The 15959-nt window shown below is 58.9% G+C and carries 15 protein-coding genes and 1 riboswitch; of the genes, 5 read left to right on the top strand and 10 right to left on the bottom strand.

What is annotated here, in order from left to right; all coding sequences use genetic code 11:
- The 8 genes from thiS to MesoLj_RS36785 form a co-directional block, all read right to left on the bottom strand.
- A complete protein-coding gene (gene thiS, locus MesoLj_RS35285; protein WP_202324446.1) occupies positions 1–198 on the bottom strand; it encodes a sulfur carrier protein ThiS in 198 nt (65 codons plus the stop codon).
- The gene (gene thiO, locus MesoLj_RS35280) at positions 167–1168 is read right to left on the bottom strand and encodes a glycine oxidase ThiO (protein WP_202324443.1); all 1002 of its coding nucleotides are present in this window, start codon (positions 1166–1168) and stop codon (positions 167–169) included. The genes thiS and thiO overlap by 32 nt, the downstream gene beginning before the upstream one ends.
- Complete coding sequence (gene thiC / locus MesoLj_RS35275) at positions 1165–3000, bottom strand: phosphomethylpyrimidine synthase ThiC (RefSeq protein ID WP_202324441.1); 1836 nt, start codon at positions 2998–3000, stop codon at positions 1165–1167. The genes thiO and thiC overlap by 4 nt, the downstream gene beginning before the upstream one ends.
- Positions 3001–3103: 103 nt before the next feature.
- Positions 3104–3220, bottom strand: a riboswitch (TPP riboswitch).
- Between the two features lie 281 nt (positions 3221–3501).
- Positions 3502–4239, bottom strand: coding sequence for a 7-carboxy-7-deazaguanine synthase QueE (gene queE, locus MesoLj_RS35270; protein ID WP_202324439.1), 738 nt, complete (start codon positions 4237–4239; stop codon positions 3502–3504).
- Positions 4236–4592: a 6-carboxytetrahydropterin synthase QueD gene (queD, locus tag MesoLj_RS35265; RefSeq protein ID WP_044548957.1), complete on the bottom strand. Its 357-nt coding sequence runs from the start codon at positions 4590–4592 to the stop codon at positions 4236–4238. Before queD ends, queE begins: the two co-directional genes overlap by 4 nt.
- Positions 4592–5290 (bottom strand): 7-cyano-7-deazaguanine synthase QueC, encoded by a 699-nt coding sequence (queC, locus tag MesoLj_RS35260; protein WP_202324436.1) that lies wholly within the window; start codon positions 5288–5290, stop codon positions 4592–4594. Before queC ends, queD begins: the two co-directional genes overlap by 1 nt.
- Before the next feature lie 413 nt (positions 5291–5703).
- Positions 5704–5964 carry a hypothetical protein gene (locus MesoLj_RS36790; RefSeq protein WP_342215820.1) on the bottom strand — a complete coding sequence of 87 codons (261 nt, stop codon included), beginning with the start codon at positions 5962–5964 and terminating at the stop codon, positions 5704–5706.
- A complete protein-coding gene (locus MesoLj_RS36785; protein ID WP_244673241.1) occupies positions 5958–6200 on the bottom strand; it encodes a Fic family protein in 243 nt (80 codons plus the stop codon). The genes MesoLj_RS36790 and MesoLj_RS36785 overlap by 7 nt, the downstream gene beginning before the upstream one ends.
- On the opposite strand from MesoLj_RS36785, the gene MesoLj_RS36780 reads away from it, so the two are divergent.
- The 3 genes from MesoLj_RS36780 (at position 6108) to MesoLj_RS35245 (ending at position 9642) form a co-directional block, all read left to right on the top strand.
- Positions 6108–6323 carry a hypothetical protein gene (locus tag MesoLj_RS36780; RefSeq protein ID WP_244673249.1) on the top strand — a complete coding sequence of 72 codons (216 nt, stop codon included), beginning with the start codon at positions 6108–6110 and terminating at the stop codon, positions 6321–6323. The genes MesoLj_RS36785 and MesoLj_RS36780 overlap by 93 nt on opposite strands.
- Before the next feature lie 470 nt (positions 6324–6793).
- A complete protein-coding gene (locus tag MesoLj_RS35250; RefSeq protein ID WP_202296399.1) occupies positions 6794–8227 on the top strand; it encodes a phosphomannomutase in 1434 nt (477 codons plus the stop codon).
- Positions 8227–9642 (top strand): mannose-1-phosphate guanylyltransferase/mannose-6-phosphate isomerase, encoded by a 1416-nt coding sequence (locus MesoLj_RS35245; RefSeq protein WP_010913522.1) that lies wholly within the window; start codon positions 8227–8229, stop codon positions 9640–9642. Before MesoLj_RS35250 ends, MesoLj_RS35245 begins: the two co-directional genes overlap by 1 nt.
- Before the next feature lie 1023 nt (positions 9643–10665).
- Here the strand turns inward: MesoLj_RS35245 and MesoLj_RS35235 are convergent.
- Positions 10666–10926, bottom strand: a complete 261-nt coding sequence (locus MesoLj_RS35235) for a transcriptional regulator (RefSeq protein ID WP_006333988.1) — start codon at positions 10924–10926, stop codon at positions 10666–10668.
- A gap of 788 nt (positions 10927–11714) precedes the next feature.
- Here MesoLj_RS35235 and MesoLj_RS35230 point away from each other — a divergent pair.
- Complete coding sequence (locus MesoLj_RS35230) at positions 11715–12800, top strand: cytochrome-c peroxidase (protein ID WP_010913525.1); 1086 nt, start codon at positions 11715–11717, stop codon at positions 12798–12800.
- 626 nt (positions 12801–13426) lie between these two features.
- Positions 13427–14110: a transposase gene (locus tag MesoLj_RS35225; protein WP_080511922.1), complete on the top strand. Its 684-nt coding sequence runs from the start codon at positions 13427–13429 to the stop codon at positions 14108–14110.
- 303 nt (positions 14111–14413) lie between these two features.
- Here MesoLj_RS35225 and MesoLj_RS35220 read toward each other — a convergent pair whose 3' ends face one another.
- Complete coding sequence (locus tag MesoLj_RS35220; protein ID WP_010913527.1) at positions 14414–15907, bottom strand: NAD-dependent succinate-semialdehyde dehydrogenase; 1494 nt, start codon at positions 15905–15907, stop codon at positions 14414–14416.
- Positions 15908–15959: the final 52 nt, after the last annotated feature.

Here is a 15959-nt window from a genome sequence, read left to right as displayed (position 1 = left end):
CTAGCCTCCCTGCATGGGCGAGAGGATTTCGATCCGGTCGCCGTCGCTCAACTGGAATTCTGCCCGCCGGGCTTTGTGCACGACGTCGCTGTTGACGGCCGTCGCCAGCCAATCGCCCTCATAGTCGAGCGCCGCAAGCAGCGCCGCCAGCGTGGTGGCGGCAACCTCACGCGCTTCGCCGTTGACCATCAGTTTCATGAGTAGGTTCCTTGGTTCCGTCTTGATTGAAAACCAGGTCGGCAGCTTGGCGCGCCATGGCGGGGGCGAGGAGAAAACCGTGACGATAGAGCCCATTGATCGCGACGGTGTCTCCGCTCGCTTCGACGCGGGGCAGGTTGTCGGGAAAGGCCGGACGAACGCCGACACCGGTTTCAACGATCTCGGCCTCGCCAAAGGCCGGATGGAGGGCATAGGCCGCGCCCAAAAGCTCCATCATTGAACGAGCCGTGACAGGTCCAGTGGACTGGCTCTCGATCATCGTCGCGCCGATCATGAAACGGTGGTCGGTGCGTGGCACCATATAGAGCGGAAAGCGCGGATGAAGCAGCCGGACCGGGCGCGACAGCGAGACATCAGGCGTACGCAGGATCAGCATCTCGCCACGAACGCCACGCAGCCTTCCATCGACGGCGGACATTCCCGTGCAGTCGATTTGACGACCGAACCCGGAAACAGCCGGGGCATCGGCGCAGAAGTGGAATTCGACTCCCATCGCCGCCAGCCTGTCATGAAGTGCCGCCATCGCCTGGCGCGGGTCGAGATGGGCTTCGTCGGAGAAGAGCAGTCCGCGGCGGAAGCGGCCGGCGAGGTCGGGCTCCAGCAACGCGATTTCATCCTCATCGACGCGCCGATGACCCGACGTGCGGCTGGCGAACCGGTCGAGTTCGCCCGCATCGCGCGGCGCGGCCACGACCAGTGTTCCGGCCCGCGTCACCTGCCCGGGCGTTGCCGCCTCCCACCAGTCGGCGGCATCGCGTCCGAGATCCAGCACCGGTTGCTCGGCGCTTTCGCGCTCGCACCATGGCGCCAGCATGCCGCCGGCGAACCACGACGCATTGCCGCCGAGGCCATGTCTTGTCTCAGCAACTGTCACCGCCGCGCCGCGCGTGGCGAGTTCGAAGGCTGCGGTGAGACCGGCGACGCCGGCCCCTTTGACCAGCACCCTCATGACCGCTCATGCGCCTCCGGCACCAGCGGTGTGCCGGTCTCGTCCGCCGGCACGTAGAGATCGCCGCCCTCGCGGTATTTCGCCGCCATCGCCGCCATGCCCTCCTTCTGCGCTTCGGCACGAATGTCGTGGGAAATCCGCATCGAGCAGAATTTCGGCCCGCACATCGAGCAGAAATGCGCCAGCTTGTGCGCTTCCTTGGGCAAGGTCTGGTCGTGGAAGGACCGCGCTGTTTCGGGATCGAGCGACAGGTTGAACTGGTCCTCCCAGCGGAACTCGAAGCGCGCGCGGGAAAGGGCGTCATCCCTGACTTTCGCCGCCGGATGCCCCTTCCCTAGGTCGGCGGCGTGTGCTGCGATCTTGTAGGTGATCACGCCAATCTTGACGTCGTTGCGATCGGGAAGGCCGAGATGTTCCTTCGGTGTGACGTAGCAGAGCATGGCGGTGCCGAACCAGCCGATCATGGCGGCGCCGATACCTGAGGTGATGTGGTCGTAACCCGGCGCGATGTCGGTCGTCAGCGGTCCAAGCGTATAGAAAGGCGCCTCGCCGCAGACGGCGAGTTGCTTGTCCATGTTCTCCTTGATCTTGTGCATCGGCACGTGGCCGGGCCCCTCGATCATCACCTGGCAATCCTTGGCCCAGGCGATCTTCGTCAGCTCGCCGAGCGTTTCCAGCTCGGCGAATTGCGCCGCGTCGTTGGCGTCGGCGATCGAGCCGGGACGAAGGCCGTCGCCGAGCGAAAAGGACACGTCATAGGCGCGGCAGATGTCGCAGATTTCGGCGAAATGCTCGTAAAGGAAGCTCTCCCGGTGATGGTGCAGGCACCATTTGGCCATGATCGACCCGCCGCGCGACACGATACCCGTGACCCGGTCGACCGTCAGCGGGATGTAGTGCAGCCGCACGCCTGCGTGGATGGTGAAATAGTCGACGCCCTGTTCGGCCTGTTCGATCAGCGTGTCGCGGTAGACCTCCCAGCTCAGATCCTCGGCGATGCCGTTGACCTTTTCGAGCGCCTGATAGAGAGGCACCGTGCCGATCGGCACCGGCGCATTGCGCACGATCCATTCGCGGATGTTGTGGATGTTGCGGCCGGTCGAGAGGTCCATCACCGTATCGGCGCCCCAGCGGATCGCCCAGACCATCTTTTCGACCTCCTCGGCCATCGAGGAGGTGACCGCCGAGTTGCCGATATTGGCGTTGATCTTGACCAGGAAATTGCGGCCGATGATCATCGGCTCGCTCTCGGGATGATTGATGTTGGCGGGAATGATTGCGCGCCCGCGAGCCACCTCGTCACGCACGAATTCCGGCGTGACGAGGTCGGGGATCGATGCGCCGAAGGCTTCGCCGTCGCGTTGCAGCGTGCCGCGCAGCATCTCGCGGCCGAGGTTCTCGCGGATGGCGACGAACTCCATTTCAGGCGTGATGATGCCGGCGCGGGCATAGGCAAGCTGCGTCACCGCCTTACCTGACCTGGCCCTGAGCGGCCGATTGCGAATGGGAAATTCCGGCGTCAGGCGCTCACCCACCGCGAATCCATTGTCTTCCGGCCGGACATGGCGGCCGTCATAGGCTTCGACATCGCCGCGCGCGGTAATCCATTCATGGCGAAGCCGGGCGAGGCCCTTTTCAATGCTGGTTTCGACTGTCGGGTCGGTATAGGGGCCTGATGGATCGTAGACGATGACGGGCGGCTCGCCGGCCGTTGGATGAACGGAGATTTCGCGCATCGGCACCCTGATCTGCGGGTGGAGGACGCCGGATTTGTGGATTTTCCGCGAGGCGGGCAGTGGTCCCGTCGACACGGCGGGGGTGAGGGCATTCATCGTGAGGCTCCTTTGCTCATGCATTGGAGACCCAGTTCTGTGCCGGAAGGATGAAAAGACGCTTTGGTCGGCCTGCCGAAACAGGACCTCGGGCGTAAACTCCCGCAAAGCGCTTGCACCGTCCCTACGCCAGTATGAACTGGATCAGGTTCAACGGGTCACTGCGCCGCGAAAGCCAGCAGTATCTCAGCCCCTTGCCGGGACTCCCCTGGTGAATGCATCGAATTGAACGGCCCGTCGCTATTTTGTCAAGCGCATTCGTCCCGCAGCGGTGATCGGCAACCAAACAAACCCAGCGGAAAAGCATGGTAGTATCGAGAGCAAGTCACGCTCCAGAGGAGCGGTGAAGCGCCCCCAATAAGGCGAGCCCTCATGCGGATTTCGGTGCCTTTTCCAGCACGGTGTTTTCGGGGCTTTCCGGAACGACGCTGCTGCCGCCCAGTTGGGTGAGATTGCTATAGAGGTCTGTCTTGCTCGTCGTCGGCAATCCTTCCCCTTCGGCTAGACGCCCCGTTTGTTTCCCCAGAGCAGAACATGAAGCTGCGGCAGTACACGCGCCTCGAACCACCTGTCACGGGTCACTTTTTCAACCAGCCATTCCATGCGCCTCATCACACCGGCCATGTCGATGAACCCGTCTTCGTTGCCGGGACGCGGCGGCGTGTGATTGCCGGGCTGCAGATAGACGGGTAATTGCGGGTAGCGCGCCGCGGCGTCTTTGGCATAGGCATAGTCATCTTCGTCGAAGACGACGAGCTTGAGCGCCGTCTGCGGCTTATCCTGCGCCGCCTCTAAGCAGGCGTCGAACGCGGCCCAATCTGTCGTCATTTCACTTGAGGGCGGCTTGGGGCTGAGTACCAGCACGTCGAGATCCGCGAACCATTGCTTAGACACCGAACCTTGGGTTTCCAATGCAAAACGGTAGCCCTCACCATGCCCGCGGTCGATCAACTGGCCAAGCGGCTGGATGGCCGGATTGCCGCCCGACAGCGATACCATCACGGGCTGACCGCCGGAAAGTGCAATGACCTTTTGCCAAACCGCGTCGGAAGACATCATCTCCCAATCATGGCGGAAGCGACGGTCCACCGCATGCAGGCTGTCGCACCAGGAACAGCGATAATCGCACCCGCCGGTTCTTACGAACACCGTCGGCAAGCCGATCAGCACGCCTTCGCCCTGAATGGTCGGCCCAAAAATCTCGCTCACCCGGATTCCGGGATGCAACGCGCAAGTCATGGTCGGTATTCCGCCCAGGTTTTCGGCGTCTCGCTCACCCGCACGGCGGAGGTTTCGGGTAGCCGCACCTTGCACCAGTCGTAGAAGTGCCTGGCCAGACATTCCGCTGTGGCATGGTCATGCCCCAGCACGTCGTTAAGATGCCGATGGTCGAACGTCCCATCGATGTAGTGCTTGAACGCCGCCAGATCTTGGTAGTCGCGCACAAAGCCGTGTTCGTCCAGTTCGCCACCTGAAAGCTCCACTACGACGATGTAGTTGTGGCCGTGCAGACGTGCGCACTGATGATCTGGTGGCAAGGAGGTGAGCTGATGCGAGGCCGAGAAGTGGAACTCTTTGGTAATGCGGAACATCACGCGCTCCTTGTCTGGATAGCGTGGAGCCAGAAGTCTGCGTCCTCATAATCTGTCGGGTCGGTGATGCCGGCCAGATCGAATGCTTCGCGCCGTTCGACGCATGTCCCGCAGCGACCGCAATGACGTGCACCGCCCTTGTAGCAGGACCACGTCGCCTCGAACGGTGTGGCGTACTTTGCCCCCTCGCTGACGATGTCGGCCTTCGACATATTCACATACGGAGCGTACAGGCGGATATCGGCGTAGCCTGCGAGGGCATGGTTCTGCATCGTCTGAAAGGCGTCGATAAAAGCGGGCCGGCAATCGGGATAGATGAAATGATCTCCGCCGTGGACGGCAGTGGCCACCGCATCGGCCTTCTTCGCGGCGGCAACCCCGAAGGCGATGGCCAGCATGATGGCGTTCCTATTCGGCACCACCGTGATCCTCATGGAGTCTTCGGCATAGTGCCCGTCGGGCACGTCCACATTATCAGTCAGCGCCGAGCCGCTCAGGTTCCGGCCAACATCGCGGATATCGACGATCTGGTGCGGAACAGCCAGCCGCTTGGCGCAGATAGCGGCAAAGCCGAGTTCCTTTTTGTGCCTCTGGCCGTAATCGAACGAAAGCAGGCCAATGAGTTTCTGCTCGGTCGCCACCTTGTGAGCGAGCGAAACAGAGTCCAATCCGCCGGAGCAGATGACGAGGGCTTTCATGGTTTGAATCCTTGTTTTGACCGGGTAAGGCTGCGACCGGAGATTTCTCTGCGTTCCCACTACTCCACGGAGCCGGTTTTGTGAATGGGGTGGACGCGATTGAGCGCACGTACCTTGTTGTCAGCGTCCCCAAGATGACTTGCACGCGACTTGTCGCGTATCTTCGACCGCTGGGGTGCTGACGCCGGCACTGCGTATATAGGCGTATAGATGATGCAGAAATCACTGCCGTGGCGCAGCAGCATTCCCGACACACCTTCGGCTTGTCCGGTTTGCCCCAGAACTTGACGTCCCGAGTTTCGGCGCTAACGCAAGGGTCGACCGGCAGTCCCAGGGAAAGGCTTCTGCCGCGTGCTTTGCCGTTTTCTGGTCTGCGCATAGATCGCCTCGAGCCGCCCGCGCTTCGTCATTGGTCAGAGCCGGGAATTCCTTTCCGAGGGCGCGGCTCGATAGGGGCCACCATTCTGGTTAAGGAAACGGAAGAGCAGATCGATCAGCCGCTTGGGCGTGTCGATAAAGGCATTCACCTGTTGCCGGAATTGATCGTAGCGCTGCAGAAAAGCTGTTTCGTAAGGAAGGTACCGTTCGATCGTCCGCCGAAGGCAGGCATAAAGAAATTCGGCGTGCGGGGTTGCATCGAAGTATCGGTAGAAATCCCCGGTGTCATTCAGCACCCGGACGTTGAATTGCGGCGTCGGTTCCCATTCGACCAATGGCAGAAGGCGCTTCGAATTGCTCTCCAGCACGCGCCTGTACTCGTCGATCTGGTCCAGGATCGCGGCCGAGACGGGAAACACCACTCCCGGCGATTGAAGCTGTGCATGGCAAGGACGTGGTGGATCAGGTAGCGGTGAATGCGGCCGTTTCCGTCCTCGAACGGATGGATGTAGACAAAGCCGAAGGCGAAGATTGCGGCGGCGACGACTGCATCAAGGTTTTGCGCTGGGCCTTGATCGAACGCAATTCCAGAAACAACTTTCTGAAGGGCGTCGCAAGGCAAGACATTGTCGGCGCTGATCGTCGCCCCAACTGATCCAAGCATCGGTTCCTGCTTGGGTCCAGCGCCCTAGGCGACGCCATGGTCGGCGAGCGCTCTGGCTGACCTTAATCCATTACCCAAGAATCACAGGGTTCCATTGCGCTGATCGAGACGGCTTTCTAGCCCTATCCATGCCATGGATGCGTTCCATCCAAACAACCAAGTTTACGGACCTGTCATGATGCTGCATAGCGAAATACCGGCAGGCACCGATCGATCACTCCACTTCCTTGATCATTAGATGAGCCCGCCAAAAGATTCCATTAGAAGGAGAACTGTGGATGCCCCTGTGCCAGTGGATGCCCTGCTGTTCGGCGGAACTCTGAGGGGTCCTTACGCCACACCGTGTTGTAGAGACCGCATACCTGAACAGCAGGTGCCTGAGAACGATGGCGCTTGCAGTAGAAAGTACTAGCCCATTGCAACATTACCCCACCCTGCCTGTCCACTAGCAAAGCGAAATCATGAAATTCGGGTCAAGCGGCGTTCGAGGTTTGGCTTCGGAATTGGTCGGCAAGGCCAGCGGACTTTATACCGAAGCTTTCGCTTGGCGTTTGATTTCCAGCCGGGTTCAGCCGAATAGTTCAGTCTTCATAGGCCGCGACCTACGTGACAGCAGTCAGGCGATAGCCAACAATTGCATGGCGGCGTTGGCCGCAAATGGTTTCCAGCCGATCGATTGCGGCACCATACCCACGCCTGCCCTGGCACTATATGCATGCAAACACGGCGCGGCGGCTCTTATGGTCACCGGGTCGCACATTCCAGCCGATCGCAATGGCATCAAATTCTATGGCCCGAATGGTGAAATCAGCAAGGCGGATGAGGCCGCGATTACGCGCTTTGTAGCCGAAAGATCAATTGCGTATTGCTTACCAACGGCTTGTCTGGGAACGACGTGGCCTATGCACCGTGAAGAAGCGATCGCCTCTTATCGAGAGCGCGCCCATGACATGCTGGAGCCGGGCTCACTTTCCGGCATGAGACTTGGTGTCTATCAGCACAGTTCGGTCGCGGCGGAACTGTTGGTACAGGTTCTTCGATCGCTCGGTGCCAGCGTGGTCGCCGTCGGGAAAACCGGGACCTTCGTACCTGTCGATACCGAAGCCGTGGACGCAGCAACAATCGCAAAATTGAAGAAGTGGGTCCGCGAATTCGGTCTCGATGCCATCGTGTCGACCGATGCGGACGCTGATCGGCCACTCATCGCTGATGAAAATGGCGATCTTCTTCGCGGCGACCTGGTTGGGCTTGCAACGGCTCTTTTCCTGAAGGCAGACACGATCGTGACGCCAGTGACCTCCAATTCGGGAATTTCGAAGGCCTTGGGTTTCGCGGTCCAGAGGACGAAAGTCGGGTCTCCATTTGTCATTGAAGCAATGGAAGCATTACACGGCGCCGGCGGCGTCATCGTCGGCTTTGAGGCCAATGGTGGTGTTCTGCTGGGCTCGGATTGTGTCGTGAATGGGAAGACATTGACTGCACTGCCGACGCGGGACTCATTCCTCCCGATTTTGGCCGTGCTCAGTACCATGGCGTCGACAAAAAAGAAGCTGTCGCGACTGCGCGGGCTTTGGAATCTTCCTGTGTGCGCCAGTGACCGGCTTCAGAACTTCCCCGCGGAAAGTTCGCGCAGATTGATGGATCATCTCGCAAGCCGGAACGCACTGCAGCACTTTCTTGCCTCGTTCGGGACCGTCGCCGAAATTGACGAAACCGATGGCCTCAGGGCGCGGATGCTTTCAGGTGAGATCATACATCTGCGGCCTTCCGGCAATGCCCCGGAACTGCGCTGCTACTCGGAAGCTTCGACCGAGAGCAGGGCCATGGCGATCGTCGCCTCGACGCTGCAAGGGGCACATGCGTTCGCGCTTACAGACGAGATAGAGGACCTTTGATGAAAGTGGTTCCGGTCATCATCAGCGGTGGAGCTGGTTCGCGGCTCTGGCCCGCCTCAAGGCAATCGCACCCCAAACCTTTTCTCAAGGTGGCGGATGGACTTTCGCTCATCCAGCACACCGTGTTGCGCGCCGCTTCGATGCAGCATGTCGTGGAGCTTGTTACCGTGACGTCCACGGGGCACCTCTTCCTTACGAAAGACGTTTTCGACGAGCTGGATTCCGTTGTTTTGCCACGCACCTTTCTGCTTGAGCCTGAGGGTCGGGATACCGCCGCCGCCGTCGCTGCGGCAACCGTCCATGCCAAGGCAACACAGGGTCCCGATGCTGTTCTGTGTGTTTTTCCCGCCGACCATATGATTGGTGATCTGCCCGCATTTCAAACCGCCATGAACCGGGCAATCGAACAGGCGCTGCAGGGGCGTATCGCAACCTTGGGGATAACCCCGGATAGGCCAGACACCGCATTCGGCTACATCGAGGCCGACGGTGAGAAAGTTGTCCGGTTCGTCGAGAAACCGAACGCCGAGACTGCCAAATCTTATGTCGCGTCCAAACGTTTCTTCTGGAACGCCGGCATCTTCTGCTTCAAGGCGCAGGTCATGCTCGACGAAATGGCTGCGCATTGCCCGCAGGTGATCGATGCCGTTCTCGATAGCTATGATAATGCTCGCGTCAGCCACGGCGAACATGTTGCCAGCGTCGAACTCTCATCTGAGCACTTCGCCATGGCGCCGCGTATTTCACTCGACCATGCGGTGATGGAAAAAACCCACAATCTCGCTGTCGTTCCCTGCGAAATGGGGTGGAACGACATTGGATCTTGGAACGCAATGGCCGAACTGGTCGCCGCTGACGGGAGCGGCAACAGGATTCGCGGCGATGTCCATGTGGTCGACACCGTGGGCAGTTACATAAGCTCGGACAAACGCGTCATCGGCACCGTCGGCATCAGCGACCTGGTGATCGTGGATTCCCCCGATGCATTGCTGGTTGCATCCCGCGATCGCGTCCAGGACGTCAAGAAACTCTTCGAGGGACTCAAGGCTGCGGGACATGAAGCGCACTTGCTTCACAGTACCGTGCACCGGCCCTGGGGCACCTACACGGTTCTGGAGGAAAGCGAGCGCTTCAAGATCAAGCGCATCGAGGTGAAGCCGGGCGGACGCTTGAGCCTGCAGATGCACCATCACCGCTCCGAGCACTGGGTCGTGGTCAGCGGCACTGCGAAAATAGTCAACGGCGACCAGGAGCTACTCCTGACCACTAATCAATCCACCTATATCCCTTGCGGCCACAAACACCGGCTCGAAAACCCCGGCAATATCGGACTGGTGATGATCGAGGTACAAAGCGGCGAGTATCTCGGCGAAGATGACATCGTGCGGCTTGAGGACGTATACGGTCGAACGTGACAGTCCAACGTCACATGCCCTACGGTGGCTGGCAGACCGAACCTGCGTCGGCATGTGGGCTGTCAGGCGACCGGCGGCTAGGCAAGGCGAGGCAAACCAGAACAGGTTTTATGAGTATGGCTAGTGAGCGATGTCGAAACGACAGGCTGGCCGAATTGTTGAGACGGCAGTTTTCCGGCGAGATTGTCAGACGACACTTGCGCATCCGATGTAACGGCATGCGCTGCTACAGCCGCTCGAGTTGCGGAAGGTGATCGGCAATATCAGTCGATCAGATGCGCGATAAGGTTCGTTGCCATGTACGGCAGGCGCGACATGAGCGGCCTGGCACTCTGACGGGGGTAGGCCAGCATGCGCCGGGCCTGACTGGCGGGGGCTCGCAAGAGAAACGCGGCACCGGCTGACGAAGATAATACGCTCCTGCGCGCCGGTGACGGACCGGGGCCATTAGGCGTAGGCGCATCGCTATCGCCATGCCACGTGGACAATCCTATTCGGGCTGGGCAGATGGACGGTAATTCCAGCTTTCGACGGCGTTGACTTCGTCGATGCAGACCGGCCCCGATGCACCGCAGTCCTCGCATTTCATCACAACGCGCGCCTCGTCCGTTTCATATGGCCTAACCTCGCAGCTTGTGCAGAACGGGCAAGGGATCGCTTTCATCGTGACGAATCTTCCTGATGGCCTCGGGTGGTTCCGCCGAAATCTTTCGCCTAAGCGCTCGACTTCGCAAGCGCTGATCGTTGTGCCGTAGTTCGGCGCCACCATCGGGTAGGGATATTTTGTCCACATGCCCTCGTACCATCAACGCGGCTAGCCGGTTCTCTCTATCCACAGATCTGGCCTCTCGTGCGGGCCAAGGTTACATCCGTGTCGCCCAGCATGAGGCCGATCTCCCGCAGAGCGAATCGATTCCGTAGAAATAAGAATTCTGCCACCGCCCCGCCGCCGTAAGGGTATTGATATACCCTTGGGATTTTGATCCGACCTGGCAGGCGGCGGGAAATCTTCAGAGGCCGACGTCAGGCAGCGTTCGGGATACCCGAGATTTCATCGAAGATACTCTCAGCCAAGCCAAGCGCCCGAGCGATCCGATCGCGATAGCCCTTGTCGAAACAATGGCCAGATTCGATCAGCCCGACCTCCTCGACTGTCAGACCGCTGGTCACGGCAATGTCCTCGGTCGAATAGCCAAGATGTTCCCGATATGCCTGAATTACGGGTTTTCCGTTTGAGATTGCGGTAAGCACTGCCTCGGGCAGCGCGAAAGGCGTTGCGGTCATTTTGCCTCCAAATGCAGAGAACGGCCATTCGATGACTCGAAACAAGCGGCGGCCGATGTTGAAATAGGATGCCGAAACGGCCCGAGCCGGCGGCATCCAAAAATGCGATCACTCTCGAACGTGTGAGAGGCGCTACGTTAATATGGCGGCCGCCGCCGTTTAGATCAAGAACCTTGGCTCGCTTTACGAGGATTGCTCCAGTGGCCACAATTCGACGACACAGTGCGCAGCGCCGTCATCACGCTCACATCGATGATTGCGCGGCCGCTTTAACGCGCCGTCGGCTTGCGGCGCGATTGAGGAGCCGCGATCTGGCGGTCGGGCACTAGGCGCACCAGCTCGCGGACCAGCGTCAAAGTATCTGCGGGGACTGTCTAGCGATGCTTGCCGGCGGCGTTCATCTTGAGCTTTAATACCGTGTGGTCCCCTCCCGCCCATGCAGGAGGCCGGGTGCCCATCGGACAAGACGCTGAGGGACCAACATCTCTCTGTTTCAGCCCGACTGTTGGCTGTCAGATCCGCGACACCGGAGTAGGGCTGCGCTTTGCTGCGAATTCCTTCAACCTATTGAATGATGACCAGAAAATCCCCGGAGGTTCCTTCTGCTCAGTTGGCACGACTTTTGATGCTTCTCGAGAGGCGACAGGAGATACCGACTGGCGTTCATCGTGGGTGATATCGCGCAATGCAACGAAGGAAGACAATATGTCAGGTCCGCGTCAGAATCGATTTTATTCAAAGAGGATTGCCGCCTTTAGCGCAAGGCGTTCACGAACCGCATATCAACAATGGCTTCCGTGCAAAACGCAGGGAGATCACTTGTGAAAATCCTATTCACTACGGTGGCTGTCGCGTTGCCGGCCATCGCTTTTGCTGCGCAAACGATCCCCGTATACCTCAGAGAAACAGCACGGGCCACCTTCAAGCCTCTACCATCCATCACGCCGACAGTCGCCAACAACCCGATCACACCGGAGAAGATAGCCCTAGGCAAGGCAATGTTCTTCGATCCACGCGTCTCGGCGTCAGGCGTCTTGTCGTGCAATTCGTGCCACAACTTGGCCACCGGGGGCGACGACAATCAAGAAAGCTCGATCGGCCATGGTTGGCAGAAGGGACCGCGCAACGCGCCGACGGTACTGAACGCTGTCTTCAACATAGCGCAGTTCTGGGATGGTCGTGCTGAAGACCTGAAGGTTCAGGCCAAGGCACCGATCCAAGCCGTTGTCGAAATGGCCAACACACCAGGTCAACTCATCGCCACGCTCAAGTCGATGCCGCAATATGTCGAGTGGTTCAATTCAGCTTTCCCGGGCGAAGCCGATCGCGTCACCTTCGAAAACGTCGCCAAGGCAATCGAAGCCTTTGAGGCGACACTGGTCACACCGGCGCCCTTCGATGCCTTCCTCAACGGCGATGACGCCGCTATGACTTCCGAACAGAAACAGGGCCTGACGCTTTTCATGGACAAAGGCTGCTCGTCCTGCCACGGCGGTATCAACGTGGGTGGGGAGGGCTATTCCCCATTCGGCCTCGTTGAAAAGCCCAACACCGATGTCCTGCCGGAAAACGACAAAGGCCGATTTGCCGTGACCCATGAAGCCGACGATTCCTATGTTTTCCGCGTGGCGCCGTTGCGCAACGTAGCACTCACCGCGCCATACTTTCATTCGGGCAAGGTTTGGGATCTGAAACAGGCCGTCGCCATTATGGGGACCACCCAGCTCGGCCAAGAATTGACGGAAAAAGAAGTCGACCTGCTCGTTGCCTTCCTTAATTCGCTGACCGGAAAAGTACCGGAGGTCGCCTATCCCGTCTTACCCGCCGAAACGCCGACAACGCCTCGACCTGTATTGCATATCCTCCCGCAATGATTGGCCGGAGCTGGCTAGCGAAGGTCGCAATCACGAATGATTGCGACCTTCACTGGGACGAGACGATCATGACTTCCGGCGAGGCCTATCCAACTGGAAAGCTAGGGGGACTTTCATTTCCGAATTCAATTGAAACGCTAAATGAAAACCTGACCCGTCGACGCCCACTTGCGTCACGACAGCATGACCCGCCTTGCCGGCCACGTCGATCAGACGCTCCGACTAGCCGACTGTGTCGTGATGTGTCGTTACATGTACCCCCTACCCCCGCTTTAGATCCGCTGACAAGCTCGCAACCACCTGATCGAGCCATCGCGGACAATATTCCGCGAGCCGCTGGCGTGCGCCCAGCAGAAACCGGATGCCTTCAGATCCACCCCTTCAAAACGTGCTCGATGGCGTTGCGACGCGCGAGCCGCTGTTCCAGCTCTGCAAACGCATCGATATGAAAACAAAGCTGCGGCCAGCCAGCGACGTGGCCCGAGCATTTGTCAATGCACACCGCAAGTGCCGCTTGCTCTCGGGCTATCTCATCCATATAGCTCGGCGCAACAGAGGAAGCGCCAGTTGTTCAGTCATCGTCAGCCGCGACCTCCTGTGCAATTCGTTCTAACAAGGAAGAAACTATGAGGCGGCAGACCCGACCGTTCACTGTGGAGGTCAAACAAAAGCGCAATTATCAAAAACGGGGCCATTCCATCTGGAGCGATGTCGATCTCTCCGCGGCTATAGCCGACACAACAAGGGAGCTCAAAGATATGGATCTGCCAAATCGTCGGCTGATTGACTCTAATGTCATAGCCCTTGATGCTGAACACGCCCACAAACCGCGAGCGGAGTATCTCATGGCAAATCCCCTAGAAGCTGAATCAGTAGAAGCTGCAACCGAACACGCTCCCAAAGGAAGGACGCCGGAAACGAAGAAGAAAACCCAACCTTCGCGGAAGGCCAAGACTGATCCTGGTCGCAAGAATGGCGCCAATGCGGCGTCCCCGGCGGAAGCAACAGCAACAGCAGCGGCCGTGCGGAGCGCCCGGAAGGTCTACTCCGGAAAAGAGCGCGCCCAAATGCTCGCTCAGGTCGAGACGTCGATCAGCGGCGGCACCACTCTCAAGAGCGCCGTAAAGCAGGCGGGTATATCGGAACAGACCTATTATCACTGGAAGAAGGCCGCGGCGCCTAGATCCGATGGCGACGATCTGAAGGACCTGGTCGCCCTCGAGAAAGAAAACAAGCGATTGAAGAGCCTGCTCGCGGAACGCCTACGCACAGAGAACGCGGAACTGAAGAGGAAGCTAGGACTGCAATAAGGCTTAAGATGCCGCCATTCGACCAGACGGTAGAACTGTGATCGAAGGCTCGCCGGCTGTCGGATGGACGGAGATTTTGCGCACCAGCACCCTGATCTGTCGCGGCCGAGACAGGACAAACCACTCCCGGCGGATTGAAGCGGCACATGGCAAGCACGTGTCAATCAGGGATCGGTGAACGCGGCCGAAGGCAAGGATGACAGCATCAAGGTTTTACGCTGGGCCTTGATCGAAGGCCACCATTCCATCGATGGCCGCGGCGGATTATCAGGGCGAAGTCAATGGGACGCGGATGCTGTGGGATTATAGCCCACCCATGCACAGGTACTTCATTTCGAGATAATCCTCGAGGCCGTGGCGCGACCCCTCACGACCGATCCCTGATTGCTTCATTCCGCCAAAGGGTGCGGCCTCGGATGACATGCGTCCCGTATTGATGCCGACCATTCCGTATTCGAGGGCTTCAGCCACGCGCCACACGCGCTTTAGATTGGAAGCGTAGAAGTAGGCTGCAAGACCGTAAATCGTGTCATTCGCCTCGCGCACCACCTGGTCGGGATCGTTGAAGCGGATTATGGGAGCCAGCGGTCCGAAGGTTTCTTCCTGAGCGACCCGCATTGTCCTTTCGACGTCGGTGATCACCGTGGGCTCGAAGAAGGTTCCCGATTCGCCGATACGGTTGCCACCGCAACGGATCTTCCCACCCTGCCGCACAGCATCGCGAATATGATCTTCAATCTTTGCAAGCGCGCACTTATCGATCAGGGGACCGATCGCAACTTCTGGCTCGAAACCGTCACCGACGCGCAATGCACTGACGCGCTTGGTGAATTTGTCGCAGAATTCATTATACACGCTGGACTGTACGTAAAGCCGATTGGCTGAAACGCAGGTCTGGCCTGCATTCCGAAACTTTGCCTGTAGCGCACCATCGACGGCAGCGTCGACGTCTGCATCATCAAAAACAATGAAAGGAGCGTTACCACCAAGTTCGAAGCTGGTTCTTTTGATCTGATCCGAACACTCCCTCATGAGCAGCCGCCCGACCTCGGTCGACCCAGTGAAGCTGATCTTGCGGACCTTCGGGTTCGAGCAAAGTTCACGCCCAACCGCATCGCCTTCCGATGCGTAGATCAAGTTTAGAACGCCATCGGGAAAACCTGCCATCCGGGCAAGCGTGAACATAGCACCCGCGACAAGCGGTGTTTGCTCTGCGGGTTTCAGAACAATCGCGCAGCCGGCAGCAAGCGCAGGCGAAATCTTGCGAGCCACCATCGAGGCGGGAAAATTCCAAGGAGTAATGGCGCCGACAACACCGATCGGCTGTTTGATTACCAGCATACGCCTGTCGTTAGAAGGCGGCGAAATCGTCTCGCCATAGATGCGATTGGCCTCCTCGGCATACCATTGGAGGTAGGCTGCGGCATGGGCGATTTCAGACTTCGCCTCTGCAAGCGGCTTACCCATTTCAGCCGTCAAAATGGCTGCAAGATCCTCGCTGTGGTCGAGGATCAGTTGGTGCCATTCCCATAAGATGTCGGAGCGCTCGCGCGCGGTGAGCGCCGCCCAATGTTCCTGCGCAGCTTCAGCCTTATCGATTGCCTTGGAAACGTCCCGGACATCCATATCTGGAAGCTCAGCCAACAGCTCGCCCGTTGAGGGATTGAACACCGAAAAACGCCTCGTGGATTGCTCCGCCTTCCGACCAGGCACACCGGCCAGATCGTCAAATAGCTCGGGATTTTTGAGACGTCTCGTCAGCGACTGTGTCACGGTCAAACCGTCGTCCCCCTTCATGGTTAAGTTACTAGCTTCGCAACGTACTAATAAGCACAACTTGTGCCAGATG

Source organism: Mesorhizobium sp. 113-3-9, assembly GCF_016756515.1.
Taxonomy (GTDB): domain Bacteria; phylum Pseudomonadota; class Alphaproteobacteria; order Rhizobiales; family Rhizobiaceae; genus Mesorhizobium.
This window is presented reverse-complemented; position numbering and strand designations above follow the sequence as displayed.

Bases quoted from the DNA above. Each gene is read 5' to 3' on its own strand.
- queD (WP_044548957.1), bottom strand. From the start codon at position 4,592: ATGTTCCGCATTACCAAAGAGTTCCACTTCTCGGCCTCGCATCAGCTC.
- queC (WP_202324436.1), bottom strand. From the start codon at position 5,290: ATGAAAGCCCTCGTCATCTGCTCCGGCGGATTGGACTCTGTTTCGCTC.
- MesoLj_RS35220 (WP_010913527.1), bottom strand. From the start codon at position 15,907: ATGAAGGGGGACGACGGTTTGACCGTGACACAGTCGCTGACGAGACGT.
- MesoLj_RS35225 (WP_080511922.1), top strand. From the start codon at position 13,427: ATGAGGCGGCAGACCCGACCGTTCACTGTGGAGGTCAAACAAAAGCGC.
- MesoLj_RS35230 (WP_010913525.1), top strand. From the start codon at position 11,715: ATGGCTTCCGTGCAAAACGCAGGGAGATCACTTGTGAAAATCCTATTC.
- queE (WP_202324439.1), bottom strand. From the start codon at position 4,239: ATGACTTGCGCGTTGCATCCCGGAATCCGGGTGAGCGAGATTTTTGGG.
- thiO (WP_202324443.1), bottom strand. From the start codon at position 1,168: ATGAGGGTGCTGGTCAAAGGGGCCGGCGTCGCCGGTCTCACCGCAGCC.
- MesoLj_RS35250 (WP_202296399.1), top strand. From the start codon at position 6,794: ATGAAATTCGGGTCAAGCGGCGTTCGAGGTTTGGCTTCGGAATTGGTC.
- thiC (WP_202324441.1), bottom strand. From the start codon at position 3,000: ATGAATGCCCTCACCCCCGCCGTGTCGACGGGACCACTGCCCGCCTCG.
- MesoLj_RS35235 (WP_006333988.1), bottom strand. From the start codon at position 10,926: ATGACCGCAACGCCTTTCGCGCTGCCCGAGGCAGTGCTTACCGCAATC.
- MesoLj_RS35245 (WP_010913522.1), top strand. From the start codon at position 8,227: ATGAAAGTGGTTCCGGTCATCATCAGCGGTGGAGCTGGTTCGCGGCTC.
- thiS (WP_202324446.1), bottom strand. From the start codon at position 198: ATGAAACTGATGGTCAACGGCGAAGCGCGTGAGGTTGCCGCCACCACG.